Annotated in this window: 23 protein-coding genes; 6 read left to right on the top strand and 17 right to left on the bottom strand. The window is 68.5% G+C overall.

The features are described from left to right. Positions 1-30: 30 nt before the first annotated feature. The 5 genes from CIK77_RS12610 to CIK77_RS12590 form a co-directional block, all read right to left on the bottom strand. Positions 31-1263: an MFS transporter gene (locus CIK77_RS12610; RefSeq protein ID WP_212647532.1), complete on the bottom strand. Its 1233-nt coding sequence runs from the start codon at positions 1261-1263 to the stop codon at positions 31-33. A gap of 65 nt (positions 1264-1328) precedes the next feature. After that, on the bottom strand, positions 1329-2345 hold the full coding sequence (locus CIK77_RS12605) for an ABC transporter substrate-binding protein (protein ID WP_087056448.1): 1017 nt from the start codon (positions 2343-2345) through the stop codon (positions 1329-1331). Positions 2346-2358: 13 nt separating this feature from the next. Further along, positions 2359-3162 carry an ABC transporter ATP-binding protein gene (locus CIK77_RS12600; protein ID WP_087056447.1) on the bottom strand — a complete coding sequence of 268 codons (804 nt, stop codon included), beginning with the start codon at positions 3160-3162 and terminating at the stop codon, positions 2359-2361. Then, complete coding sequence (locus tag CIK77_RS12595) at positions 3162-4253, bottom strand: FecCD family ABC transporter permease (RefSeq protein ID WP_249268728.1); 1092 nt, start codon at positions 4251-4253, stop codon at positions 3162-3164. The genes CIK77_RS12600 and CIK77_RS12595 overlap by 1 nt, the downstream gene beginning before the upstream one ends. Positions 4254-4403: 150 nt before the next feature. Continuing rightward, positions 4404-6641 carry a heavy metal translocating P-type ATPase gene (locus CIK77_RS12590; RefSeq protein WP_087056445.1) on the bottom strand — a complete coding sequence of 746 codons (2238 nt, stop codon included), beginning with the start codon at positions 6639-6641 and terminating at the stop codon, positions 4404-4406. Positions 6642-6771: 130 nt separating this feature from the next. Between CIK77_RS12590 and deoC the strand changes: the two genes are divergently transcribed. Beyond that, a complete protein-coding gene (deoC, locus tag CIK77_RS12585; protein WP_087056444.1) occupies positions 6772-7491 on the top strand; it encodes a deoxyribose-phosphate aldolase in 720 nt (239 codons plus the stop codon). A gap of 119 nt (positions 7492-7610) precedes the next feature. On the opposite strand, the gene CIK77_RS12580 is transcribed toward deoC, so the two are convergent. Genes CIK77_RS12580 through CIK77_RS12560 form a run of 5 tightly spaced genes read right to left on the bottom strand, consistent with a single transcriptional unit; the run spans position 7611 to position 11938 of the window. After that, positions 7611-8564, bottom strand: coding sequence for a bifunctional riboflavin kinase/FAD synthetase (locus tag CIK77_RS12580; protein ID WP_087056443.1), 954 nt, complete (start codon positions 8562-8564; stop codon positions 7611-7613). Continuing rightward, positions 8561-9001, bottom strand: coding sequence for a hypothetical protein (locus tag CIK77_RS12575; RefSeq protein WP_087056442.1), 441 nt, complete (start codon positions 8999-9001; stop codon positions 8561-8563). The genes CIK77_RS12580 and CIK77_RS12575 overlap by 4 nt, the downstream gene beginning before the upstream one ends. A gap of 57 nt (positions 9002-9058) precedes the next feature. Then, positions 9059-9427, bottom strand: coding sequence for a hypothetical protein (locus CIK77_RS12570; protein WP_087056441.1), 369 nt, complete (start codon positions 9425-9427; stop codon positions 9059-9061). Next, positions 9424-10311, bottom strand: a complete 888-nt coding sequence (gene truB / locus CIK77_RS12565; protein ID WP_087056440.1) for a tRNA pseudouridine(55) synthase TruB — start codon at positions 10309-10311, stop codon at positions 9424-9426. The genes CIK77_RS12570 and truB overlap by 4 nt, the downstream gene beginning before the upstream one ends. A gap of 55 nt (positions 10312-10366) precedes the next feature. Beyond that, positions 10367-11938 carry an SAM-dependent methyltransferase gene (locus CIK77_RS12560; RefSeq protein ID WP_087056439.1) on the bottom strand — a complete coding sequence of 524 codons (1572 nt, stop codon included), beginning with the start codon at positions 11936-11938 and terminating at the stop codon, positions 10367-10369. 67 nt (positions 11939-12005) lie between these two features. Here CIK77_RS12560 and CIK77_RS12555 point away from each other — a divergent pair, with 67 nt between their 5' ends. Beyond that, positions 12006-12566 (top strand): helix-turn-helix domain-containing protein, encoded by a 561-nt coding sequence (locus tag CIK77_RS12555; protein ID WP_087056438.1) that lies wholly within the window; start codon positions 12006-12008, stop codon positions 12564-12566. Between the two features lie 3 nt (positions 12567-12569). Here CIK77_RS12555 and CIK77_RS12550 read toward each other — a convergent pair whose 3' ends face one another. Next, complete coding sequence (locus CIK77_RS12550) at positions 12570-13208, bottom strand: hypothetical protein (RefSeq protein WP_140403577.1); 639 nt, start codon at positions 13206-13208, stop codon at positions 12570-12572. A gap of 136 nt (positions 13209-13344) precedes the next feature. On the opposite strand from CIK77_RS12550, the gene CIK77_RS12545 reads away from it, so the two are divergent. The 4 genes from CIK77_RS12545 to CIK77_RS12530 all read left to right on the top strand — a co-directional run bounded on the left by CIK77_RS12545 (position 13345) and on the right by CIK77_RS12530 (position 17596). Further along, positions 13345-14211, top strand: coding sequence for an A/G-specific adenine glycosylase (locus CIK77_RS12545; protein WP_087056436.1), 867 nt, complete (start codon positions 13345-13347; stop codon positions 14209-14211). A gap of 111 nt (positions 14212-14322) precedes the next feature. Further along, positions 14323-14997: a TetR/AcrR family transcriptional regulator gene (locus tag CIK77_RS12540; RefSeq protein ID WP_249268727.1), complete on the top strand. Its 675-nt coding sequence runs from the start codon at positions 14323-14325 to the stop codon at positions 14995-14997. After that, positions 14994-15935 (top strand): ABC transporter ATP-binding protein, encoded by a 942-nt coding sequence (locus CIK77_RS12535; RefSeq protein ID WP_087056435.1) that lies wholly within the window; start codon positions 14994-14996, stop codon positions 15933-15935. The genes CIK77_RS12540 and CIK77_RS12535 overlap by 4 nt, the downstream gene beginning before the upstream one ends. After that, complete coding sequence (locus CIK77_RS12530) at positions 15932-17596, top strand: ABC transporter permease (RefSeq protein WP_170934255.1); 1665 nt, start codon at positions 15932-15934, stop codon at positions 17594-17596. Before CIK77_RS12535 ends, CIK77_RS12530 begins: the two co-directional genes overlap by 4 nt. A gap of 59 nt (positions 17597-17655) precedes the next feature. Here the strand turns inward: CIK77_RS12530 and mftD are convergent, their stop codons facing one another. The 6 genes from mftD to CIK77_RS12500 all read right to left on the bottom strand — a co-directional run bounded on the left by mftD (position 17656) and on the right by CIK77_RS12500 (position 26705). Next, entirely contained in the window at positions 17656-18870 is a 1215-nt protein-coding gene (gene mftD / locus CIK77_RS12525; RefSeq protein ID WP_087056434.1) for a pre-mycofactocin synthase MftD, read from the bottom strand. Positions 18871-18974: 104 nt separating this feature from the next. After that, entirely contained in the window at positions 18975-19400 is a 426-nt protein-coding gene (rbfA, locus tag CIK77_RS12520) for a 30S ribosome-binding factor RbfA (protein WP_087056433.1), read from the bottom strand. Positions 19401-19468: 68 nt separating this feature from the next. Beyond that, complete coding sequence (gene infB / locus CIK77_RS12515) at positions 19469-22330, bottom strand: translation initiation factor IF-2 (RefSeq protein WP_114347264.1); 2862 nt, start codon at positions 22328-22330, stop codon at positions 19469-19471. A 59-nt stretch (positions 22331-22389) separates the two neighbouring features. Further along, on the bottom strand, positions 22390-22662 hold the full coding sequence (locus CIK77_RS12510) for a YlxR family protein (RefSeq protein ID WP_087056431.1): 273 nt from the start codon (positions 22660-22662) through the stop codon (positions 22390-22392). A gap of 72 nt (positions 22663-22734) precedes the next feature. Beyond that, positions 22735-23724, bottom strand: a complete 990-nt coding sequence (nusA, locus tag CIK77_RS12505; protein WP_087056430.1) for a transcription termination factor NusA — start codon at positions 23722-23724, stop codon at positions 22735-22737. A gap of 164 nt (positions 23725-23888) precedes the next feature. Continuing rightward, positions 23889-26705, bottom strand: coding sequence for an ExeM/NucH family extracellular endonuclease (locus CIK77_RS12500; RefSeq protein ID WP_181861416.1), 2817 nt, complete (start codon positions 26703-26705; stop codon positions 23889-23891). Between the last annotated feature and the right edge of the window lie 147 nt (positions 26706-26852).

The following is a 26852-nucleotide window of genomic DNA, read 5'->3' as shown; positions in this document are numbered from 1 at the left end:
GCCGATCTGTCGGAGCGCGTCGCATTCGGCTCATCCGACGCTCTGCGGCGCTCCCGCGTCATCGCTGCCGGTCGAGCGCCTTCGCACGGCGGCCGGAACCAGCACGAGTGCGCCGAGCGTCGGGATGAGCAGCGAGACCGCCGTTCCCGGCCCTGCGCCGAGGCTGAATCCGATCCCGGCGATGAACGCGCCGGCGAAGACTCCGAGGCTCATTCCTGCGGCGTTGATGCTGTAGGCAGACGCCATCAGCTCGTCACCGCGATCCCCGATCAGCGTGGTGACGAGTGCCGCGACGATCGCGTGGCTGAAGCCCATGAGCGCGGTGCCGGTCAGCGCGAGCGGCAGCGTCTCCGCGGCGAAGACGATGCCGACGGCCGCCGCGGCGACGAGAAGGCCGGAGCAGAGCAGACCCCGCTGCCGCAGGGCTGAGGACCTGGCCCAGCGCCCGGCGAGGAAGTTCCCGACGAAGAACGACGATCCGCTGAGCGTCCAGACGAGTGTGAACGCAGAAGGGTCGAGGGCGAATCGATCGTGATAGTGAGCGGCGAGGAATGCGAGGCATCCCATGAACGCGGTCGTGCGCAGGAACGCGATCCCGATGAGGGCGAGGAGGTCGGGCCGCCGGCACAGCAGCAGGAAGGCTTCTGCGTACCGCAGCGGAGGCGTGCTGAGCACACCGCTGCGCCGGCCTGGGCGGACGAACAGCAACGCGACGAGCGCGGCGGCACCGGCCGTGACCCACAGCGCGCCGTGCCATCCGCCCCACCAGCCGATGGCGCCGATGATCGGGGCGGCGAGGACAGCGGCGAGCGACTGCGTGGCGGTGACGATGGTCGCGGCGCGCCCTGCATCGCCGCGACGCGCGAATACGGCGGTCGCGAACTTCAGCAGCGTCGGTGTGAGAACGGCAGTTGCTGCGCCGATCCCGACGCAGAAGACCACGAGCGCCGGCAGCGTCCCAGCGGTTCCGATCAGGCTCGTGGCACTGAGAAGCGCAAGGCTGGCTGCGGCGGTGTACGGAGCCGACCAACGAGTGATCAGCGGCGCGAGGGCGACACCGACGATGAGCGCTGCGACACCGCCGAGGCCGCGCAGAACGCCGACGACCGCGAGTTCCTGGCCTGCCGCCTCGGAGATCGGGACGAGAAACGTGGAATAGACGGTGAACGGGAACAGGCCGATCACCGCGGCGAGGAGCACCGGCCACAGCGTGCGGATGATCAGAGCATCCGGGGCAGGGCGCGCTTCGTATTCAGAGTTCACAGGAGCCATTGAGTCCTCGGCGGTCGAGCGGCGACACCGCGCTTCGAGTGCCCGACCGCCGTCGTTCAGCGGGATTCGGCGTGATCACGGAGGAAGTCGGCGAAGCCTTCCAGACCGTCGATGTTGCGCGGGCTCGAGATCGCCTCGTTGTAGTCGAGCACGTAGAAGTCGTCGTTCGCGACCGCGGGGAGCGCCGCCGTGGCGGGGTTGGACTTCAGGAAGTCGATCTTCTCCTGTGCGGGCTGATCCTGGTATTCGAGGATGATCACCACCTCGGGCTCGGCCTCGACGACGGCCTCCCAGCTGGCTTCGGTCCAGCGCGCCTCCACGTCTCCGAAGATGTTCTCGCCTCCAGCGAGTCGGATGATGTCGTTCGGCGGCACATGCTTGGCCGCCGTGAACGGTTTGTCCGTGCCGAAGTCGTACAGGAACACGTCGATCGGGTCCCCCTCAGGAGCGTGATCCTCGACGGCCGCGACCCGTTCCTGATATTCGCCGATCAGTTCCTCTGCACGATCCTCGACGCCGAAGATCTGCCCGAGTCGTTCCAGATCAGCGTAGAGGCTCTCGAACGGCGTGTGCTGCTCAGGGAACCCCGGATAGTTGAAGCACGACTCTGCGTGCATGAAGCTCTGGATGCCCAGCGTGTCGAGTATCTCCGGCGTGATGCCGCGAGAGTCTGAGAACCCCGAGTTCCACCCGGCGACGACGAAGTCCGCGTTCGCGTCGACCACGAGCTCACGGTTGAGCAGATCGTCGGAGAGGAACTCGACCTTCTCGTACTCCGCCGCCCACGGCGACTCGCTCACCGGCGGGTTCGCGGGAGGCAGGACATAGCCCAGCACATGATCGGTGAGACCGAGGGCGAACATCTTGTCGGCGCTGCCTCCCTCGTATGCGACCGCACGCTGCGGTGTGGTGTACTCCACCGGCTCACCGCACCGGTTCACAGTCGTCGTGCCAGCGGCACCCTCTGCGCCGTCCGATGCTTCTACCTGGGCTCCGCATCCGGTGAGGATCAGCGCGCCTGCGACAACCGAGACAGCCGCGGCATCTCTCCTGTGTCGTCCCCGTGATGTCATTGCTGTGTTCCCTTCACCTTCGAGTTGAGCCGACTCTCGGCTGGATGTCGTCGCCCGTGAGTGCGAACAGAAGCTGTGGGTCTCCGGTGAGCAGGTGACTGACAACGGAGACTGACACTCCGAACACGTCCGCGATCAACTGCTCGGAGAGCACGTCGCGAGGCGCGCCGCTGGCGACCAGACGCCCCTCGGCGAGGACGCCGATCCGGTCGCATGCCGCCGCAGCGAGGTTCAGATCGTGCAGGACGACCACGACGGTGAGCCCGCTCCGACGCAGATGGCCGAGGAGCTGGATCTGGTGCCGCAGGTCCAGATGGTTGGTCGGTTCGTCCAGGACCAGAACGCTCGGCTCCTGCACAAGTGCCCGCGCGATCAGGACGCGCTGCTTCTCGCCGCCTGAGAGCTCCATGATTCCCCGATGCGCGAGACCGAGAACGTCCATCTGCTCCATCGCCGTCGCGCACTGGGCGCGCTCGACGTCCGTGAGCGGCTCGTTTCCCTTTTTGTGCGGGGTGCGGCCCAGTGCGACGACCTCCTCGACCGTGAAGTCGAAGTCCGCGCCGCCCTGCTGGGTCAGCGCGGCCACCCGCTGGGCGCTGTCGTGAAGAGGAAGCCCACGAATATCGTCTCCGCCGATCCGGATGACGCCTCCGGTGGGTGCGAGCGCACGATACACACAGCGCAATGCGGTGGATTTCCCCGACCCGTTCGGGCCGACCAGGCCGACGACCTCACCGACAGGCACCATCAGGCTCAGGCGATCGACGAGGTCGCGTCCGTCGACTGTGACCGTCAGGTCGTCGATCTGCAGGTCCATCATCGCTCCCCGAACACGTAGCCGTTGCGGCGCATCAGGATGATGAACACGGGAACCCCGATGATCGCGGTCAACACGCCCAGCGGCAGCTCCCGCGGCGCGACGAGTGTGCGGGCCAGCAGATCCACCCACACCATCAGAATCGCTCCGATGAATGGCGTCACGAGCAGCAGACGCGCATGGGTCGCACCGATCAGCATCCGGGTGATGTGCGGGATCACCAGCCCGACGAAGCCGATGGCGCCGCTGACGGCGACCATCGCTCCCGTCATCAGCGCCGTCACGACGAACAGTGCCTTGCGATTGCGCGTCGCGTCGATACCGAGGCTCGCCGCGGTCTCATCGCCGAACGACATCACGTCGAGCGAGCGGCCGTATCGGCGCAGCAGCGCGATCCCTGCGATGACGAAGACCGCAGCGATGGGCAGCGACCCCCAGGTCGCCGCCCCGAACGATCCCATCGTCCAGAACAGCACCGTCCCCGTGGCTTCGCTGTTCGGAGCGAAATAGATCATCACGCTCATCACCGCCTGGAAGCCGAAGGACACTGCCACACCCGTGAGGACGAGCCGGAGCGGGCTGACTCCGCCCCTGCCATGGGCGATCGCATAGACCAGGATCGTTGCTCCGATCGCGCCGAGGAACGCCCCGACCGAAACGGCGTAGATCCCCAGCCCCGACAGTGCGCCGAAGAGCGACACCGTGACCGCACCGACCGAAGCACCTGAGGAGACTCCCAGGATGTAGGGATCGGCAAGCGAGTTGCGCACGAGTGACTGAATCGCCGCGCCGACCGCCGCGAGTCCCGCCCCCACGACGACGGCGAGCAGCACCCTGGGCGCCCGAATCTGCCAGATGATCTGATACCGAGTGACCTCATCCGCCGTGATCGTCGCGCCGGTGACCGCGGACCAGAGGTAGCGCACGGTGTCCCCCGGCGGCACGACAGCGGATCCCAGCCCGATCGCCGCAAGCGCCGAGACGATCAGCACCGCGCAGAGCCCGATGACGATGGCGGCCAATCCACCCGGCCGCGCTGCCCATCCCGCTCCGCGATTCGGAGTCGCCGATGCCTCAGGGCGCGCGGGCACCGTCGACGCGCTTCTCACAGACGTACGGAGCGGAAAGGCGTGATCATAACAGTAACCATTATCATTACCCGGGATGAACGTGTCAACCCGTTCGCACCGCCGACACAGCAGAGCGGCGAGTCTCATGCGAGACTCGCCGCTCCATCTGTCTCAGCGCTGGAACCGCCGCAGGCGCAGGCTGTTCAGGACGACGAACACGCTGGAGAACGCCATCGCCGCGCCGGCGATCATCGGATTGAGCAGCCCGAGCGCGGCGAGGGGGATCGCCGCAACGTTGTACCCGAACGCCCAGAAGAGGTTGCCGCGGATGATCGACATCATCCGCCTGGACAGCCTCACGGCATCGGCGACGGCGGTGAGCGACTCGCGCACCAGCGTGACGTCGCTGGCGTGGCGGGCGGCGTCGGTCCCCCCGCCCATCGCGATGCCGAGGTCGGCCGCGGCGAGCGCCGCGGAGTCGTTGACGCCGTCTCCGACCATCGCGACCCTGTGGCCTGCCTCCCGCAGTCTGCGCACCTCGACGATCTTGTCCTCCGGCGTCGCTCCAGCCGACACCCGGTCGATGCCGACCTCGCCGGCCACCTTCCGTGCGACCCGTTCGGCGTCTCCCGTCAGCAGCACCACGTCGAGACCGAGTCCGTGCAGTTCGGCGATCGCTGCCGCGCTGTCGTCGCGCACCGTGTCGGACACCTCGATCACCCCGCGCGCGGCGAGACTCTCACCGCGTTCGACCCAGCCGACGACCACGACGGTTCCCGTCGCGTTCGCCGCAGCATCGGCCACGACATCCGGCACGTCCGCGCCCAGCTCGTGCGCCAGAGCGAGACTGCCGGCGAACGCGTCGCTGCCGGACACTGTCCCGGTCACACCGCGACCGGAGTGGCTGCGGAAGCCGTCGACCGAGGGCAGGCCGCGACCTGCTTCTGCGACGACGGCTGCGGCCAGCGGGTGCTGAGATCCGGTCTCCAACGCACCGGCCATGCGCAGGACCTCATCGCGATCCGCGCCATCGGCGACGGCGACACCGCTCACACTCATCCGGCCGCTCGTCACGGTTCCCGTCTTGTCGAGAACGACCGTGTCGATGCGCCCTGCTGTCTCGATCGCCTCCGGCCCTGTCACGAGCACGCCCAGCTGGGCGCCGCGGCCGGTGCCGACCAGGATCGCGACGGGGGTTGCCAGACCGAGTGCGCACGGGCAGGCGATGATCAGCACAGCGATCGCGGCCGTGAGCGCCTGATCGATGCTGCCGCCGAAAGCGAGCCATGCGACGAGTGTGATGATCGACAGGGCGATCACGACCGGGACGAACACGGACGAGATGCGGTCCGCGAGCCGCTGCACGCGTCCCTTGGCCGCCTGCGCGTCTTCGACGAGTCGCGCCATGTGCGCCAGACGCGTGTCGGCGCCGACCGCTGTTGCCCTGATCACCAGCCGTCCGTCGACGGCGATCGTGCCGCCGGTGACGGCATCGCCCACGGCAGCCGTGACGGGAACGGACTCCCCTGTCATCGCGCTGGCGTCCACCGCCGCACCACCGGAGACCACCACGCCGTCGGCGGCGATGCGCTCGCCTGGACGCGCGAGGAACAGATCGTCGAGCCGCAGCAGCGAGGTCGGAATCACCTCGCCGTCCGCGCCGTCGGCCATCGCACGCGTCACCTCGTCCGCGCCCAGTTCCATCAGCGCGCGCAGGGCGGCACCGGCGCGGCGGCGCGAGCGCTGCTCGATGAATCGACCCGCCAGCAGGAACACCGTGACGATGGCTGCGACCTCGTAGTACACGTGAGCGCCGGTCGGCGTCGCCCAGACGCTCCAGGCGAGCGCAGCGACCGTGCCGAGGGTGATGAGGGTGTCCATCGTCATCGCACCGTGCCGGGCGTTCTGGAAGGTGGCGCGGTGGAACGGCCAACCGCCCCACAGCACGACCGGGATTGTGAGGACGAGCGCCATCCACTCCCATCCGGGGAAGTGGATCGCCGGAATCATCGACACGACGAGCACGGGAGCGGAGAGGATCGCGCTGACGACGAGCCTGGTCAGGAGCGTCGTCGCTCCTGGCCGATCCTCGACGTCGTGGTCGTGGCCGCCGTGGCCTCCTGCGTGGTGCGTCTCGTGCTCGTGCTCGTCGTCGCGAGAGGCATCGTCGCTGCGCACGGTCGCGGCGTATCCCGCGGAGCGAACGGCATCCACCAGCGCAGCGCCGTCCACATCGGCTGGTGCAGACACCTTGGCCGATTCCGTGGCGAGGTTCACAGCGGCCTCAACACCCGGAACCTTCTGCAATCGCTTCTCGACGCGCGCAACGCAGCTCGCGCACGTCATGCCCTCGATGTCGAGGACGACGCCGCGCGCGGGCTGCGGGCTGTGGTCGGTCGTGGTGCTCATGTCGATTCCCTTCGTCGACGAGGATCGTTCCTCATCGACAGGAACAGCATACCCCCCTGGGGTATTCCCCGCCAGTGCTGCTGTTCCCGTTCGCCGTCCTGAGCTTCCGGCCCTGGCATAGGCTGAGGGCATGACGCGCACGTACTCAGAGGCCGAGATCGCTCAGACCATCGACCACGCCGTCCTGAAGCCCGAGCTCACGCGCATCGATGTGGATCGCGAACTCGACGTCGCAGCGGAATGGGGCGTGTGGAGCGTCTGCGTCAGGCCGAGCGATGTCGCCCACGCGTGCGAGCGGCTCGAAGGTTCGCGCGTTCGCGTGGGCACAGTGATCGGGTTCCCGCACGGCACCACGTCCACCGCAGCGAAGGTCGCCGAGGTGCGCAGTGCGGCTCAAGACGGCGCGAGCGAGTTCGACATGGTCATCAACATCGCTGCGCTGCGCTCCGGCTTCGACGTCACGGTGCGCGAGGACATCGCGGCCGTTGTGCACGCAGCAGCAGGAGCGGTCACCAAGGTGATCCTCGAGACGAGCCTGCTCGACCTCGAGCAGATCGAGCGCGGAAGCCGCCTCGCTGAGGAGGCAGGCGCCACGTTCGTGAAGACGTCGACGGGCTTCGCCGGCGGCGGCGCCACTGTGGAGCACGTCGCACTCATGCGCGCGACCGTGTCGTCGGCAGTGCAGGTGAAGGCGTCCGGCGGCGTGCGAGGGCTCGACTCCGCGACCGCCATGCTCGACGCGGGCGCCACACGACTCGGCACCTCGGCTGCCGCGACGATCCTCTCCGAGGCGCGCTCCCGTGCCGCAGGCACCGAGGCTTCCGGCACCGAGGACACCAGCTCCTACTGACGCCGCGCCTCCCGGGCTGCGCCCCTCGAACGCCTACGTTTCTCGCGAGTGCCTATGCAGCAGCGTAGGCACTCGCGAATTTCATAGGCACTCGCGCGGCACGGGCGGAGTGGGCGAGATCAGGTGCCGAGGAGCTCACGGGTGCGGGCGACGTCGTCGCGCATCTGGGTGATCAGGGAGTCGAGGCCGTCGAACGCCTCCATGCCGCGAATGCGATGTGCGAACTCCACATCGACGCGCGCACCGTACAGATCGAGCTCGGTCTCATCGAGCACGTACGCCTCGACCTGCGATTCGTCGACGTCGCTGAACGTGGGATTGGCGCCGACCGAGATCGCGGCGGGGTAGCGCGTGTTGCCGAGTTCTGGCCTGGCCGCGACGAGCCATCCGGCGTAGACGCCGTCGGCTGGCACGAAGCCCTCGGATTCCGACGACAGGTTCGCGGTGGGGAAACCCAGCTCACGGCCGCGCTTGAAGCCGTGCACGACCTCGCCGGTCACCGAGGGGAGCCGGCCGAGCAGCTTGGCCGCGCGCGCGACATCACCGGCCGTGAGCAGTTCGCGCACCCAGGTCGACGACACCCGCCGCCGCTCACCCTCACTCGCGATGTCGTCGATCACGTCGACGACGAAGCCGTGCTCCGCGCCCAACCGCTCCAGCAGAGCGGCATCTCCTGCCCCGCGGGCGCCGAACCGGAAGTCACGGCCGACGAGCACGTGGCGGGCGCGGAGCGCGTCGACGAGCACCCGCCGAGCGAAGGTCTCCGCCTCCTCTCGGGCGAGGCTCTCATCGAAGGTGAGCATCAGGGTGGCGTCGATGCCGGTCGCCGCGAGCAGCTCTGCTTTCTGCCTCGTGCCGACCAGCGGCTTCGGGCAGCGATCCGGTGCGAGCACCGCGAGCGGGTTGCGATCGAAGGTCACCGCGACGGTGCGGCGCTCCCCCGCGGCCGACGCCACGATCATCCGGTCGATGATCGCCCTGTGCCCCGCGTGCACACCGTCGAACTTGCCGATCGCGACGATCGATTCGCCGAAGCCATCAGGCACCTCGTTCGCTCCGCGGAACAGGATCATGACGCCGCCTCTGCCCCGATCCGACTGGGCGCGTGAGACGCCAGCCACCACGTGCCGAGGAACGGCAGCACGAGCGGCACCCAGAAGTACCCCGAGCCGAAGTGCGTCCAGACCGTCGCCTCGGCATGGAACAGGTTCTCGACCGCCGGAACGAAGCTGAGCGCGCCGATGATGAGCACACCGGCCAGCTCGAACGACACCGCAGCCCAGGCCACTCGGTACCACGCGGCGCTGCGGGAGGCCACGAGCGCAACGGTGGCCAGGATGTACACCACGGCGGCGAGCGCCGAGAGCAGGTAAGGCACCGGCGCCTCGGAGAAGCGCGAGATGATCTGAGACGCGGAACGGCCCGTCGCAGCGAGCGCGAGGATGCCGTACACCCACACGAGGACGGTGCCGAGTCCGCCGATGCGGCGCGGGCGGGCTGGTTCGGTCATAGCCTGCTCAGTTTAGAGGGAGAACCGCCGGGAAGACTGCGAGCGGAGCACGGAGGCTCAACTCAGCGGCGTGCTCCAGATGACGTCCATACGCCACACCATGACCGCGAGCGCCAGTCCGACCGTTCCCATGATCACGGTGCTCCACCTGGTGCGATCGACGAACGCCCACACCACGGCGGCGAACGGCAGCAGCACCGCCGACACCAGGTACATCCAGAACTCCAGCAGGTCGCCCTCAGCGGGGTTTCCCGCGAAGGGCGCGATGATCGAGACGATCACCTGCGCGAGCAGGGCGAGCTCGACGAGTGCCATCGCCCCGACGCTCAGGTCGCTGGGGCGCCGCCCGGCGAATCCGAGCACGAGGCAGAGCAGACCGGCCGCACAGGTGAGCGCGATCAGGGCGACGGTGAACCAGGTGATCATGCCTTCTCCGGCATGTTCATCGCCGACTTGAGCGCGGTGCCCCGTTTCTCGACGATCCCGACGAGCACGCCGGATGGGTCGACAGCCGCAGCATGCGCTCCGCTCACCCGCTCGGCGAGCCCGTCGAGCCGCTTCCCATGGCGCAGGTCCTGTGCCTGATCAGCAGTGACGTCGATGCGCCCGACAGCCATGGCCGCCACGTCGACGGGGTCCATCGGCACTGCCCCATCGAGGTGATCGCCGTCGACCGCGTCGGCGACGTCGAAGTCCCCGACACGCGTGCGACGCAGGAAGGTGAGGTGCCCGCCGACACCGAGATCGGCGCCGAGGTCGCGAGCGAGCGCCCGGATGTACGTGCCGGAGGAGCAGTCGACGCTCACGTCGAGTTCGATCGCGCCGTCGAGTCGTCGCGTCGCCGTGCGCTGGAAGCGAGAGACGGTCACCGCTCTGGCCTTCAGTTCGACGCTCTCACCGGCACGCACGCGCTCGTACGCGCGCCGTCCGTCCACTTTGATCGCCGAGACAGCGCTCGGCACCTGTTCGATCTGACCCGTCAGCGCCGCGATCCCCGCGTCGATCCGCTCGTCGCTGACGGCGGAGACGAGCGCTGCCTCTGCCCGCTCGGTGACCTCGCCCTCCGCGTCGTCCGTCGTCGTGGCCTCACCGAGCCGAATCGTCGCCTCGTAGGTCTTGCCGAGGCCGACGAGGTAGGTCAGCAGCCGCGTCGCACCGTTGATGCCGATCAGCAGCAGGCCGGTGGCCATCGGATCCAGCGTGCCGGCATGGCCGACCTTGCGGGTGCCGAATGCCCGCCTCGTGCGCGCAACGACGTCGTGGCTGGTGACGCCCTGAGGTTTGTCGACGAGGAGGACGCCAGAACTCATCCCCTCAGCCTATGGGACGCGCCTGATCGACGGATCATGACTCGTCGGCGTCCGGTCAGTCACGCGAGTCGCGGCGTCGCAGCAGCAGCACGCCGTCATCGATCGTGCTCGGTTCGCCGTCGGGCGACGTCGTCGCCCGCTCGCGCGTCTCGGCGAGCACGACCTCCCACACATCCGGATCGAGGGCGAGCAGCTCGAGCTCGTCGTCAGGGGCGAGGAAGCGATGGTGTCCGGCATGCGCATCACCGGCCCATGGCGGCGCGCTCGCATGCGAGGTGATCAGGAGATGTCCGCCCGCAGCGACGCGATCGGCGGCCCGCCTCAGGATGTCCTCGCGCGGCTCGCCCGCCGGGGAGTGCAGGAAGCTCGAAGTGACCAGGTCGAAGACCTCCCCCGACGCGGCGTCGACATCGCCCACCGCGAAGTCGGCACTGCCGGTGCCGAGATCGACCGCCGCCGCCGCTTCGGCGGCACGGCGGACCGCCGTGGTCGACACATCGATTCCCGTGGCGTCCCAGCCGCGCTCGGCGAGCCAGATCACGTCAGCACCCTCACCGCTGCCGATGTCGAGGGCGCGGCCGGGGGCCAGGTGCCCCGCGATGTCGGCGAGCACGGCGTTGACCGAGTGCGACCACACGCGGTCGGCGCCGGAGTAGCGCTCCTCCCAGAGTTCTGCGGTCGAGACCTCCGGCCACGGCTCGCCGGCCTTCGCGGCCGCATCGAACTCGGCGGTCACGAGCGCGGCGTTCGCTGCCGCTCCCACGAAGGAGCCGTCGCCGATCGACTTCGGAACGTTCGCACCGGGATTGACGACGTTCCCGACCGCCCAGATCCTCTCGTCGCTGGTCCGCCCCATCGCGTCGACCTCGATGAACCGGCCGAACGGCGTCTCGGACCTGGTGAGGTCGAGCGGCGCCAGGAACGCGTCGTGCGGCCTCGGAGCGCCCATGGTGAAGATGGCGTCCACCGCGACCTCGCGGCCGTCGCTGAGACGAACGGCCGAGATCTCCGCACCGTCGCCGACCACTTCGGCGACAGGCTCCGGCTCCAGCCTGACGCCGCGTGCACGCAGCCGCGCCTGCGTTTCGGGAGAGAGCTCGCCGAGCCCCGCGGTGAACACGGTGACGTCGTCACTCCATTGACGGATCAGCTCCGCCTGGTGCAGGCCGAGGGGCGATGTCGTGAGAACGCCGAGACGCTTCTCGCGCACCTCCCAGCCATGGCAGTACGGACAGTGCAGCACCGTCTGTCCCCAGCGCTCGACGAGGCCGGGGATGTCGGGAAGGTCGTCGGTGAGTCCCGTGGCGACGACCAGCGCCCGCGTGCTGAGCTCGAGGCCGTCGAGCGTGCGCACCACCAGCCCGTCCGCGTCGTGCTCGACGCGTTCGATCGTTCCTGCCGCGAACTCGACGCCGTACGCCTCTGCTTCAGCGCGGCCGCGCGCCGCCAGGTCTCGCGGCGACGCCCCGTCATGACCGAGCACGCCGTGCATATGGTCGGCGAAGCGGTTGCGCACGCTCCCCGCGTCGATCACGAGCGCGCGTCTGCGCGCCCGTCCGAGCATGAGCGCGGCTGACAAGCCTGCCGGTCCGCCGCCGGCGACGATGACATCCCAAGAGTTCTGCATGTCCCCATGCTGTGCGAGACTGTCCCTCGAACGCAAACAATCTTGCAGAATCAGCAAAAGGAGCACAATGCGGGCAGAACTGGATCAGATCGGGCCGCGCCTGCGTGCCGAGCGACGATCGCGCGGGCTCACACTCGAAGAACTGGCAGCGAGCGCCGACATGTCGACCAGCACGCTCTCCCGCTTGGAATCAGGCAAACGCCAAGCCAACCTCGAGCTCCTGCTCCCGCTCACGAGGCGGCTGGACATCCGGATCGACGACCTCCTGCCCGCGAAGCCGACCGATCCCCGCGTGCATCGCCCAGCCGTCAGGAGAGACGGTCTCACCATCGTGCCGCTCGCACCAGAGCATTCGTCGGTGATGACGTTCAAGATCACCTACCCGGCGGGCGGCGCCCTGCCGGAGCTGCGCACCCACGACGGCTACGAGTGGCTGTATGTGCTGACAGGAAGGCTGCGGCTGCGCCTCGGCGAACAGGATCTCGTACTCGCCCGCGGCGAGGCTGCGGAGTTCGACACTCACACGCCGCACGCCATGTCCGCCGCCGGCGGGCGCGCGGCGCAGGTGATCAGCATCTTCAATGAGAAGGGCGCGAAGGTCCACACCCGCACGAGCGAGTCGGAGTAGTGCCTACGGAGCGCAGGCTTCTGAAGCCTCGGCATCGCTCGCCAGAACGATGCCGACGACCCGGCCGCTGTCGCCGATCGTGAACGACAGCGTCACACCTGGCGCGGCCATCCCATCCGGATGCAGTTCGATCGCTCCTGCCGTGGGAGCGGCGGTCTCCTCGGCTGCGGGGTAGACGGCCCTGACCTCATCGCGGGTGGAGCCGAGTCCGAGCCCCTCCGGCGTGCGCGGGGCCTGGCTCGGCGCACCGATCTCGCCCGAGACTTCGATTTCGGCGATGCCGGACGCAGCTGCGGCGAACGTCACGTCGAAGCCGGCGTCACCGTGCCAGCTCGCTGTGCACTCATCGACGGATCGCCATGTGCCTGGCAGCGTCTCGAGCGTCGTCGCAAAATCGTCACCGATTCGGACGCCGCCGATCGCGCCGGCCGAGATCACCCACGTCGTGGGATCCTCCGGGTCCTCGTCGGCGGAGCTGACGGGGGTCTCCTTCAGCGCCGTGAGCCCGCCGGAGGGCGGCGACTCTGCCCCGGAACCGGACCCTCCGACCGCGGTGCATGCGGCGAGCGCTCCGGCGAGAGCGATCGACGCGACGAAGGCGCCGAGCGCGCGCGGGCGCAGCGAGAGTTCGGGGAAGGGCACCCAGGACACGCTACGGACGTCAGATCACGAGAGGGCCGCGCCGCGGTCACGGTTCGATCGCGATCAGCCGTGCACGTTCCCAGGAACGCACGCACGCGAATGGTAGGCGATGCCGACGAAGTCCTAGTCTGGACGAATGCAGTCCGCGATCGCCGAGGCCCTCCTGCCCTGGTACCGCGCCAACGCGCGCGAGCTGCCGTGGCGCGCGGACGGCTTCGGCGCGTGGGGCGTGCTCGTCTCGGAGTTCATGCTGCAGCAGACACCCGTCGCCCGAGTGATCCCACTGCTGGAGGCGTGGCTGAGTCACTGGCCGACTCCGACATCGCTGGCGGAGGATGCCCCGGCCGAGGCGGTGAAGGCGTGGGCGAACCTCGGTTATCCGCGACGTGCACTGTGGCTGCACCGGGCGGCGGTGCAGATCCGCGACCACCATGACGGCGTCGTGCCGCGCGACGTCGTTACGCTGCTCTCCCTCACCGGAGTCGGTGACTACACCGCACGTGCAGTCGCGGTCTTCGCCTATGGCGACCGTCATCCGGTTGTCGACACGAACACCCGACGTGTGATGGCGAGGGCGATCGACGGGACTGCGCACCCTGCGCAGCCCCGCCCCGCCGACCTCGACCAGATGGCCGCACTGCTTCCGGCGTCGCGCGCGGAGGCCGCCGTGATGAATGCCGCCGTGATGGAGCTGGGCCAGGTCACATGCACGGCCCGCTCCCCCGCATGCGGGGCGTGTCCGATCGCCGACGCGTGCGCGTGGTACGCCGCCGGCCGGCCCGACACCCCGGACACCCGTCGCAAACAGGCCAGGTACGAGGGCAGCGACCGGCAGGCGCGGGGTGCAGTGATGCGCGAACTGCGCGGAGCGACCGCACCGATCCCGCAGCAGCGCGTCCTCGCCGATTGGCACGACGCGGCGCAGCGCGACCGCGCGGTGCTCACGCTGCTCGAGGACGGCCTCATCGAGACGACAGGCGGTGAGCTGCACCTGCCGCGCTGAGGACCCTCGGCCGCGGAACGACCATGGCCCGCGCCTTCGCATCATGGCGCGAGCAGCACATCGCGCTGCGCCCTCTTGCCACGCACTGAACAAGCGTTTAGCATATTGAACGTGAGTTCAAACGAAGATCAGACGACGAAGGCGCGGATCCGCGACGCGGGCGTTGCGGCGTTCGCTGCCGGCGGCTTCTCCCAGACGACCGTTCGGGGCATCGCACAGGCCGCCGGTGTCTCCCCCGGCCTGATCATCCATCACTTCGGGTCGAAGGACGGCCTGCGGAGGGAATGCGACGACTACGTCTTCAGCGCGATCTTCGACGCCAAGCGAAGTGCGGCGTCACAGGCCGCACCCGACGCGATCGCTTCGATGTTCCGCGACGAGCGGATGCAGACGATCGTCGACTACTTGGTCAAGTCGCTGCTCGATCCGTCCGAGCACGGGCAGCGCTACTTCGACCATTACGTCGATCTCGTCGAGGAGCTCCTCGCCTCCGGCTTCGCCGGGTACTCCTTCCGCCACTCGGACGACACCAGGGCGCAGGCGGCCATGGTCGCCGTCCTGGCTCTCACGCCCGTGACGCTGCAGCATCGCCTGCAGTCCGTGCTGGGCACGCAGGACACCCCATCGACCCTCGCACGCCTCTCGCAGCCGCTCCTCGACCTGTACATGCACGGCATCATCGTCGGAACCCCGAACGACACCGGCTCCGACGGAACCGCCGACCCCGCTGCCCCCGCGCCGCAGGAAGACCCCGAGGCGCCCCGAGACGAACGGAGAATGCCATGACCGCAGCACCCCTCGCGGCAGACACTGCCGCCGCACGACCCGACGCGAACTCGGCGATCGACATCGCGGGGCTCGTCAAACGATACGGGCGAGTCACCGCGCTCGACGGCTTCGACCTGACAGTGGCCCGCGGCGAGGTGCACGGCCTCCTCGGTCCCAACGGCGCGGGGAAGTCCACGACCATGCGCATCCTGCTGGGCATCCTGCGCCACGACTCGGGGCGCGTGCGCCTGCTCGGCGGCGACCCGTTCTCGGACGCTGTCGCGCTGCACCGGCGCCTGGCATACGTGCCGGGCGACGTCGAACTGTGGCCGAACCTCACCGGTGGCGAGGCCATCGACCTGTTCGCCAGACTCCGCGGCGGAGCGGACCGGAACAGGCGCGACGAGCTGATCGAGAGATTCGACCTCGATCCCCGCAAGAAGGGTCGCACGTATTCGAAGGGGAACAGGCAGAAGGTCGCCCTCATCGCCGCTCTGGCATCGGACGTCGAACTGCTGCTGCTCGACGAGCCGACCGCCGGCCTCGACCCCCTGATGGAGGCGGTCTTCCAGGAGTGCATCCACGAGGCCAAACGCGCCGGGCGCACCGTGCTGCTGTCCAGTCACATCCTCGCGCAGGTCGAGGTGCTCGCCGACCGGATCTCGATCGTGCGGCAGGGACGGATCGTCGAGACCGGCACGCTCGACGACCTGCGGCACCTGTCGCGCACCTCCGTCTCGGTGCGCACGGGCGAGCCCATCACCGGCCTGAACGAGCGCGCCGGAGTGCACAACGTGCTCTCTGAGGGCGAGCACGTCCGGTTCGATGCGGACACCGAGCACCTCCCCGCGATCATGCGCGACCTCGCCGGGCACGGGGTGCAGGCCATCACCGCAGCACCGCCGACACTCGAGCAGCTGCTCCTGCGCCACTACGGCGACGGAGAGGAATCATGAGCGCCGTCGCCGAACGCACCCGCAGCGAGCGCCGAGAGTCAGCGTCGTCGGGCGGCCCTCTGACTGGCACTGGCAGACTGCTGCGCTTCATGCTGCGACGCGACCGGGTCCGTGTCCCCGTCTGGGTGCTCGCGGTGAGCATCATGGCGGCGTACTTCTCGAACGTGATCGCCCTGGTGATGGATGAGGAAGCGCTGAACGCGATGACCGCGTTCGCGGCGAACCCCATCATGGGCCTCATCGGCGGCCCCGGCTTCGGCTTCGACGCCATCACCGTGCCGAGGTTCGTCGTCGGAATGTACGGCACCAGCCTCATGCTGGGCGCAGCGTTCATGAGCATCACCACGATCTCGCGCCACACCAGGGTCGAGGAGCAGACCGGTCGTGCCGAGCTGATCCGTGCGAATGTGGTCGGCAGGCACGCACCGCTCGCCGCCGCGCTGGTCGTCGCAGCCCTGATGAATATCGTGATGGCGCTGCTGACCGGTCTGACGATGATGTCGTCGGCTGCGGAGCCGGCGCCCGCAGGATCGCTGCTGTTCGGTGCGGGCCTGGGAGCGGCAGGCCTCGCCTTCGCGGGTGTCGCCGCTGTGACCGTGCAGCTGAGCCCTTTCTCGCGAGCGGCATCCGGATTCGCGGGCCTGGTGCTCGGCGTGAGCTTCGTCGTCCGAGGACTCGGCGACATGTCGGCGGTGCAGAACGGTGATCTCGCGTGGCTGTCGTGGCTGTCGCCGCTGGGCTGGCCGCAGCAGACGGCACCGTTCACGAACGACGACTGGTGGCCGCTCCTGCTGGGCGTCGCACTCTTCGCACTGCTGGTCGCTCTGGCGTTCGCCCTGCAGTCGCGCCGCGACCTCGCCGCAGGCATCCTGCCAGACAGGCTGGGTCGCGCCGCAGCGCCTGGCTGGCTGCGCGGCCCGCTCTCGCTGGCCTACCGCCTGCAGCGACCGTCCATCGCCGGCTGGTCGATCGCCATGCTGCTGGGCGGAGTGACCTTCGGCGCTTTCACTCGCCCGATGGCGGACGGCGCTGAGGGCATGCCGGAGCAGATCGTCGGCATCATGGGCGGCGCAGACGGCATCGTCGAGGGCTACGTCGGATTCATGGGCGTGTACTTCGCGATGATGGTCGCGGCATTCGCGATCATCTCCGTGCAATCGCTGCGCGCAGAGGAGCAGGGCGTGCGCACCGAGGCAGTGCTGGCAACCGGCGTCGGCCGGTCGGCGTGGCTGCTGTCGTGGACGCTCGTCACCGCGATCGGGTCGCTCTGGCTGCTCGCGCTCGCGGGCGTCGGCGAGGGCATCGGTGCGGCGGCAGGGATGAACGACTGGAGCATGTTCTGGCCGGTCGCATTCGGGCACGCCGCGCAGGTGCCGGCTGTCTGGCTGCTGCTCGGCCTCTCCGTCGGGCTGTACGGCGTCTCACCGCGCATCCTCGGGTTGGCGTGGGCCGTGTTCATCGTCGGTGCGCTGCTGTCGCTGTTCGGCGACATGCTCGACCTCGACGACGTCGTGCTCAGCGCTTCGCCGTTCCGCCACGTGGGCGAATACCCCGCAGAGAACGTCTCATGGGCCGGTATCGCCGTGCTGACCGGCATCGGCGCGGTGTGCGCGGCTCTCGGCGCGATCGTCTTCCGACGCCGAGACCTGACCACCGCCTGACGGCGGGTCGCGTTGATCCGGTCGGCGGATCGGATCAACGCGCCGAGTCGACCAGGGGTCTAGTGCGCCTCGGCCGACTCGGTCACCTCGCCGAGCACGCGCTCGAACCCATCGGGGATGTGCAGGTCACGCGGGTTCAGCTCCTCGATCGACGAGTGCCCCAGACCCAGTACGGCGGAATCGAGGCCCATGCGCATCAGGTCCAGCACGTTCTCGACGCCTGCCTGCCCGTTGGCCGCGAGGCCCCAGAGGTATGCCCGCCCGATCAGCACGGCGCGGGCGCCCAGCGCGAGCGCTTTGGCGACGTCACCGCCTCGGCGCACGCCGCCGTCGAGAAGCACCTCGACCCTGTCCCCCACCGCATCGACGACGGGGCCGAGGCAGCGGATCGATGCCGGCGTCGTGTCGAGGTTGTTGCCGCCGTGGTTCGACACCGAGATCGCGTCGACGCCGATGTCGGCGGCTCGACGCGCGTCGTCGACACGGGTGATGCCCTTCATCATGAAGGGGCCGCCCCACTCCTCTCGCAACCATGCCAGGTCCTCCCACGATGGAGGCGGCGTCTGAGTCCATTCGCCGTACGCGCCGAAGAAGGTCGGGGCGTCCTCGCCAGGCATCGTGAGATTCGGCACCGTCAGATCGGGAAGCCCTGCCCTGAGCCACTGTGCCGTCCACTGCGGGCGCATGATGCCCTCAGGGGCCATCTTGTAGATCGCCTGGAGCGTCATCCGCTCCGGGATCTCCGGGCTCCCCCAGTCGCGCCCGAACGAGTACGACCAGTCCGTCGTCGAGATCAGCGCCTTCGCACCCGCCGCACGCGCCCTGTCCATCCGGTGCCGCATGGCGTCCCGAGTACCGGTCCAGTACATCTGGAAGAACGTGTTCTCGTTCGCTGCCGTGACCTCCTCGACGGGTTTCGACGCGAACGAGCTCAGCCCCATGATCAGGCCGCGGTTCGCCGCCGCACGCGCAACGGCCGTCTCGCCTTCGGGTCGGATCGCCTGAACACCTGTCGGCGAGATCATCACCGGCATCGACACGGGGATGCCCATGATCGTGGTCGAGAGGTCGCGCTGTGCTCGGTGGCCCGCAACGTGCGGGGCGAACTCGAGCTCGGCGAAGGCGTCCTGGTTGTCCTGCGGGGTGCGCCCGCGCTCGGACCCGGCGACGAGCGCCGAGTACACGGAGGGCGGCAGGAACTGCTGCGATCGCCGCTGCGCCTCTCGCACGGTCTCGAACCAGGGGTTGCGCACCCACGGCCACAGTCTGCTCATACTCGTACACCCTTCGCCATCGACGGTTGCGTCTTCCAGACACTAATGGCACTCAGTGCCAAAGGGAAGAGTCTGCCTCGTCGCGGAAGGGTTTCCGTGCCGTGCTACTGCTCCTCGTCGTCGTGCCGATACGGGTCGGCGTCGCCGGCGTATCGCGCGCCTTCGGCGAGACCGCGCACCTGCTCGTCGCGCTCCTGCGCCTCCGCGAGCAGCGTGGTCAGGTGCGTCGCCTCCTCAGGCAGTGCATCCGGAATGAACTCGAGCGTCGGGGTGAGGCGCGTGTTCAGGTGCCGACCGACCTCGCTGCGGAGCATGCCCGTCGCAGCTTTCAGCGCGACGGCCGTGCCCTCGCGCTCCTCGTCCGTGCCGTAGACGGTGTAGAAGACCGACGCGTTCTGCAGGTCGCCCGTCACACGCACCTCGGTGATCGTGACGAAGCCGAGCCGCGGATCGCGCAGCCCCTTCTGCAGGCGTTCGGACAGAATCACCTTGATGCGGTCCGCCACGCGGGCCTGGCGTTCACCGGCCATGAGATATCCCCTTCGAGAACGGTTCTGCCGGGTGGCTGGTGGCCACCCGGCAGAACCATCAAATCACGTCAGACGCGAGGCTTCTCGACCATCTCGATGGTCTCGATCTCGTCGCCGATCTGGATGTCGTTGAACTTGCCGAGCCCGATACCGGCCTCGTAGTCCGTCCTGACCTCGGTGACGTCGTCCTTGAAGCGACGCAGCGACTCGATGGCCAGGCCGTCGGCGAGGACGACGCCGTCGCGGATGATGCGCGCCTTGGCGTTGCGCGTGATCGTACCGCTGCGGACGATGACACCCGCGATGTTGCCGACCTTCGAGGAGCGGAACACCTCTCGGATCTCGGCGACACCCGACTGCACCTCCTCGTACTCCGGCTTGAGCATGCCCTTGAGGGACGCCTCGACGTCATCGATCGCGTTGTAGATGACGTTGTAGAAGCGGGTGTCGACGCCCTCGCGGTTCGCCGCCTCGCGCGCCTTGGTGTCCGGACGCACGTTGAAGCCGAGCACGATCGCGTTGTCGATCGTGGCGAGGTTGATGTCGCTCTCCGTGATCGCGCCGACGCCGCGGTGGATGATCCGCAGCTGGACGCTGTCGTCGACCTCGATCTTGAGCAGTGACTCCTCGAGCGCCTCGACGGCACCGGAGACGTCACCCTTGATGATGAGGTTGAGCGACTCGACCTTGCCCTCTTCGAGCGCCTTGGTGAAGTCCTCGAGCGACATGCGCTTGCGCGCCTTCGCCAGTGCGGCGTTGCGCTCGACGGCCTCACGCTTCTCGGCGATCTGGCGGGCGGTGCGGTCGTCCTCGGAGACGAGGAACAGGTCGCCGGCGCGTGGCACCGAGTTGAGCCCCTGCACCTGGACGGGACGCGACGGAGCCGCTTCCTTGACCCGCTCGCCGTGCTCGTCGATCATGGCCCGCACACGGCCGAAGGCCGTGCCGGCGACGATCGGGTCGCCGACGTGCAGCGTTCCGCCCTGCACGAGAACGGTCGCCACAGAGCCGCGGCCCTTGTCGAGCTTCGCCTCGATCGCGATGCCGCGCGCTACCTTGTTCGGGTTCGCGCGGAGGTCGAGACCTGCGTCGGCGGTGAGGAGAACCGCGTCCAGAAGACCCTGGATGCCCATGTTCTCTCGCGCCGACACGTCGACGAACATGACCTCGCCGCCGTACTCCTCCGCGATCAGGCCGTACTCGGTGAGCTGCTGGCGCACCTTGTCGGGGTTCGCGTCCGGCTTGTCCACCTTGTTCACCGCGACCACGATCGGAACCTCGGCCGCCTGGGCGTGGTTCAGCGCCTCGACCGTCTGCGGCATGATGCCGTCGTCGGCGGCGACCACAAGGATCGCGATGTCGGTGACGTCGGCACCACGGGCACGCATGGCCGTGAAGGCCTCGTGGCCCGGGGTGTCGATGAAGGTGATCGCGCGATCGTGGCCGTCGTGCTCGGTCCAGATCTGGTACGCACCGATGTGCTGCGTGATGCCACCGGCCTCGCCTTCGATCACCGTCGTGTGACGGATCGCGTCGAGCAGTCGCGTCTTACCGTGGTCGACGTGGCCCATCACCGTGACCACGGGAGGACGGATCTCAAGGTTCTCGTCGTCCTCTTCGAGCTCCTCCTGCTCGAGGTTGAGGCCGAAGCTCTCCAGGAGCTCTTTGTCCTCGTCCTCGGGTGAGACCATCTGCACCTTGTAGCCGAGCTCGACGCCGAGGACCTCGAAGGTCGCCTCATCGAGCGACTCGGTCGCCGTCGCCATCTCACCGAGGTGGAACAGCACCGTGACCAGGTTGCCCGGCGGCACCGAAACGCCGTGCATCGTCTCGAGCTTGTCGGCGAAGTCCGAGATCGATGCGCCGCGGCGCATACGGATCAGCGTGCTGCCGTCGCCGCGGGGAACCTTGACTCCACCGACGATCGGCGCCTGCCGCATCTCGAATTCTTGCCGCTTCGCCCGACGCGACTTGCGCTGCCTGGACTTGCCGCCGCCCTTGCCGAAGGCTCCGGCCGTGCCGCCGCGGCGACCGCCTGGGCCTGGCCGACCGGCGAAACCGCCGCGGGTCGACCGGCGAAGCGCCGCCGCCCCCGCCCTCAGGACGACCGGCGCCGCCTGCGCGCCTCCTGGACGACCGGCGCCCGCGCGCGCGCTGGACGCTGCTGGAACGGCGCATTGCCGCGCGCGCTCCGCGCCGCCCTGACCGGGACGACCGCCACGAGCCTGGCCGGGACGCTGCAGACCGCGACCGGGCTGCGGCTTAGGAATGTTGCCAGGGGTCGGGCGCTGGCCCATGCCCTGAGCGGTTGCGAACGGGTTGTTGCCCGGCCGCGGGCCGCCTGGTCGCTGCTGGCCCATGCCCTGAGCGTTGCCGAACGGATTGTTGCCGGGGCGTGGGCCGCCTGGCTTCGGTGCGCCTGGCTTCGCCCCGCCGGGTGTGGGCGGGTTCGATCCCTGCTTCGGCGCGGAACCACCGGGGTTCGGCGCGCCGGGCTTGGCAGAACCGGGGCTCGGCGGCGACGACTTCTTGGCAGCAGCCGGAGCAGCCGGCTTCTCCGCAGTCTTCGGCTCCGCCTCAGCGGGTGCTGCCGACTCCTGCACCGGTGCAGCGGGTTCCTGCGCTGGTGCAGCGGATTCCTGCACGGGGGCAGCGGGCTCCTTCGCAGGCGCGCTGGCACCGGGCTTCGGCCCCGGCGTCGCGGAGGGCTTCGCAGCGGAGCGCGGCGCGGGCTTCTTCGCGGCGTCGTCTCCTGAGACGGGCTTGGCGCCGTCTTCCTGGAGCGCGGCGCGCAGCTTGCGCGCGACCGGGGGTTCGATAGTGGATGACGGGCTCTTGACGAACTCGCCGAGATCCTTCAGCTTCGCGAGCGCCGACTTGCTGTCGATACCGAACTCTGCCGCGATCTCATGTACGCGTGGTTTAGCCACAATTCTCCTGTCTGGGTGGCCCACCCAGACAGGGGCAGGCCTTTAGAGGCGGACGGGTCTCATTTCGAGCCGTTCACTTGGTTTCCATAGCTGGTCAGCCATTCCTCGATGGTGTGTGCGTCGAGTTGCCCCGACGCACGCAGTGCTCTTGCGAAAGCGCGCCTCTGAAGCGCAGTTCTCACACAATTCGGCGCCGGATGCAACCACGCGCCTCGACCGGGCATCGAACGTTTTTCGTCTGGGACGAGAACCGAATCGACCGCGACCACTCGAATGAGGGCGGCCCGGGGAGCACGCGTGCGACAACCGACGCACGTTCGTACGGATTCCATTCTACACCTCGCCTCGACCGCGTTCACCTGGCGTGTCCGATCCGCGCTCGGTGAGTGGGAGCATCCGGTCGATCAGCCTGCGTCCATGATCGAATCCGGCTGGATGTCGATCTTCGCTCCGGTGAGCTTTGCGGCGAGTCGGGCGTTCTGACCCTCCTTGCCGATCGCCAGCGACAGCTGGTAGTCCGGCACCAGCGCACGGACCGCCTTGGTGCTCTCGTCGAGCACGAACGCGCTCGTGACCTTGGCTGGTGACAATGCGCTCGCGACGAACGTCGCGAGGTCGTCGTCGAAGTCGACGATGTCGATCTTCTCGCCAGACAGCTCCTCCGTGACGGCACGCACCCGCCGCCCCATCTCACCGATGCACGCCCCCTTGGCATTGATCGATGGGTCGGTCGCCGTGACCGCGATCTTGGTGCGATGGCCCGCCTCACGCGCCAGCGAGAGAACCTCGACGAGGCCGCTCGCGATCTCGGGGACCTCCATCGCGAACAGCTTCCGCACCAGACCGGGGTGCGTGCGGGAGACCGTGATCGCCGGGCCCTTGTGCCCCTTGGCGACGCTCGTGACATAGACCCTGATGCGCGTTCCGTGTGCGTAGTCCTCACCTGGCACCTGCTCCTCTGGAGGGAGCATGGCCTCAACGGTGCCGAGATCGACGTGGACCATCTTCGGGTTCGTGCCCTGCTGCACGATGCCGGCGACGATGTCGCCCTCCTTGCCGCGGAACTCGCCGAGCACGGCATCGTCAGCGATGTCGCGCAGTCGCTGGGCGATCACCTGCTTGGCCGCATAGGCGGCGATGCGTCCGAAGTCATCGGGAGTCGACTCCTCCTCGCCGATGACGGCGCCGGATTCGTCGGTCACCGGTACGTAGATGCCCACGTGGCCGGTCGAGCGGTCCAGCTCGGCGCGTGCGCCGGCCGGCGCCTCGCCGGTCTGCGAAACGTGCTTCCCGTACGCGGTCAGCACGGCCTGTTCGATGATCCGCACGAGTTCGTCGAGCGGAATCTCCTTCTCACGCTCGATGTTGCGGAGCAGTCCAAGATCGATATCCACTGCGTTCTCCCTCTTCAGTTCTTCGCGGCGTCGCGCCTGCCGGTCGCTCCACGTTACCGAATGTCGCTGGGAGACGCCCTTCCTCGGCACGCGTCGGCGCGTTGCACCGCACGCAGGAAGCGGCGGGGTCGATCCTCGGATCGTCCCGCCGCTTCGTGCGTGCCCTACGCCTGCTGGCGGCGCAGGATGCTCAGCGTGATTCCGCCGATGATCAGCAGCGCGGCCGCAGCTCCGACACCCCAGGCGACCTCCCCGCCCGTGACGGCGAGAGCCTCGTCGTCACCCGCCTGAGCATCGTCCGTCACCGGCGCATCCGTGCCGGCTCCGTCCTGGTCCGATCCGTCCGTGCCCGGCTCATCCGTGCCCGATCCGTCCGTGCCCGGCTCATCCGGGTCGGTCGGCTCCTCTGTGCCAGGCTCCTCCGGGTCGGTCGGCTCTTCCGTGCCGGGCTCCTCCGGGTCAGTCGGCTCTTCCGTGCCAGGCTCCTCCGGATCGGTCGGCTCCTCCGCTTCCTGCGTCTGCAGCCCGACCAGGATCGGATTGTGGTCGCTGGCGCGGAAGATGCTCTCGTCGTACAGCAGCGTCGCGTTGTAGTTGTAGCGGCTGTATTCGAAGCCCACCTGCTCCTGCGCATTGATCTGCCACACGTCCACGCCCGTCACCAGGTCGAGAGCGGCGGAGTTGGCGAACACATGGTCGAGCGAGCCGTCGAGACCGTCGTAGTTGTAGGTGGCCTCTCCCCCGTTCAGCGCATAGTTGAGGTTGGTGTAGCCCGCCTCCTCGATGACGACGGCAGGGTCCTCCGCGGCGTATGCGTTGAAGTCGCCTGCGAGGAACACAGCGTCGATCCCAGCGTCCTGGCCCTGCTCCGCAGCGAAGTCGACCAGTGCCTCGGCTTGCGCGATCCGGTCGGGGTTCGCGTTGCCCTGGCCCGTGCCGTCGTCGGTGCCTGAACCCTTCGACTTGAGGTGGTTGGTGGCGACCATGAACGCGTCCGCGTCATCGGCTCCCACAGGCGCGAACGCCTGCACGAGCGGCTCGCGCGCGTTGCCGAATGCGGGGTCGTCGACCAGGATGTGCGACTCGCCCACCGTCTCGACCTCGGCGGTCTGGTAGATGAACGCGTTGCGGATGACGTCTTCGTCAGTGGGCAGCTCCTCCGGACTGGCGGCGAAGCCCCACGTGTCTGCGCCGGCCTGCTCGTTCAGCGCGCCGACGAGCGTCTCCACCGCGAAGTCACGGTCCTTGTCGTAGTGGGCGGAGTTCTCGATCTCCTCCAGCGACACGACGGACGCATCGAGGTCGATGATCGCGTTCACGATCTTCGTCTGCTGGCGATCGAGATTCTCCTCGTCCGCCGCACCTCGCGGTCCGTCCGGGTTGCAGCGGTTGTTGGCCACCGGGTTGCCTTCGCGGTCCGTGTAGAAGGAGCAGGTGCCGAGCCCTGCGGCTTCGAACTCCTCCCCCGTGGTCGGGAAGTAGTTGAGCACGTTGAAGGTCGCCAGCGAGAGGTCGCCTCCGACCTCGGCCGGGGCGGCGTTCGCCGCGCGCTCATCGCTGAAGGTCACGATGTCGGACGCGTCGCCGTTCACCGGCGTCGTGGGCTGGAAGTTCCAGCTGTCGTAGCGGTAGTCGAGCACGAAGGGCTCGTTCATCGTCACCGAAGCTCCCACGCGCACGGGCGTCTCAGGCGTGAGGTACGACAGCGGCACGTCCTGCTGATTGCTGAAGTTCGTGCTGCGGCCGTCATCGAGCTTGATGAACTTCGCCGCGTTCTCCGCCTCAGCAGCGGCGATCGCCGCCTCGTCGTGCGGGTCGACGTGATCGGTCGGCTGGCGCAGCGGCTCATCCCCGTACGCGAGCCCGAACGAGCCGTAGAAGTTCGCGTCGTAGTTGTCCGTGACGGTGAAGCCGTCGATCTGGACGAGCTCGCTCTGGTGCGCCTGCTTGTCCTCATCGGTGGCGATGACCTCCCAGGAGGTGATCGGGGCGACCTCCCCGAGGCCCACCTCGAACGTCGTGACGAGGTCAGCGGTGATCTCGGTGAGCCCGTTGTAGACGCTCACGTCACCGGTCACACGCACGCTCTGGCCGATCTCCGCCCGTGCCGAGTCACCCCACACGAAGATCGCGTCGGAGACGCCGTCGTTCGGGTCGCCTGCAGGATCCTGGATCGTGAAGCCGTTGAAGCCGCCGTCGCGGTAATCGGCGGTGACGACGCCGTCGACGGTGACGGTCTCGCCGACCGCGCCGTTCGCCTCAGCGATGCTGACAGCGTCACCGTGCTCGACAGGCTCCTGCGGCTCATCCGGATCCTCCGATGAGCCGTCGCCCGCGGTCTCGCCCGCAGAGTTGGTCGGCGTCGGGTCGCCCACGGTGAAGTCGGCGGAGTTGTCGTCCGTGTCCGTGCCAGCCGCGTCGCGCGACGCGCTCGTGGAGTTGCTCAGCGGGTCAGTCGCTGCTCCTTCGAAGCTCGCGGCCGAACCGTATCCGACCATGTCGACCAGCCCTGCGGCACCTGCGCGGTCTCCGGCGACCGAGCTGTCGAAGTCCGAATCGCTCTCGAACAGGAACACTCGCCCGTTCGAACCTGACATGTTGATGCTCGCTTCGGCATCCGGCGTCGGAAGGGGGGTGACGTCACCGTTGCTGCCCGCCGCGAGCTGCAGCAGGAAGTGAGTGTCCGACTCGATCGTGCCTTCGAGGACCGCGATGCCGCCGGACCCGCCGGATGACGAACGATACTCGACGGCGTAGCCGCCCAGATCGATGTCGGCGCCCGTCGGGTTGTACAGCTCGACGAAGTCGTGGGTCACAGGTGCACCGGAGTTGCCCCCGCCGCCGTACACCTCACTGATGATGAGTGCGTCGCCCTCGGGCGAGGCCGTCGCCGCGGACGGCACGAGGACGAGAGCGGACGCGGCGAGCGCCAGCCCGGATGCTGCGGCCGCGATGCGGCGGCCGTGCGGAGTAGTTGACATGGAGTTCCCTCGGAAGTCACGGGTGAAGACTTCAGAGTCGCAGTGCAGTATTTCGACCGGCTGACCGCGAGGTGTCCAGCAGGAGAACTTCGCCCGCTGCTACCGCGCGGCGAGGCGCGCGACGGCCGCCGCCGCCGGCAGCGTCTC

This window comes from Microbacterium sp. JB110 (assembly GCF_003335195.1).
In the GTDB taxonomy this organism is placed as follows: domain Bacteria; phylum Actinomycetota; class Actinomycetes; order Actinomycetales; family Microbacteriaceae; genus Microbacterium.
The sequence above is the reverse complement of the archived record's forward strand: the minus strand, read 5'-3'. Positions and strand labels throughout refer to the sequence as shown.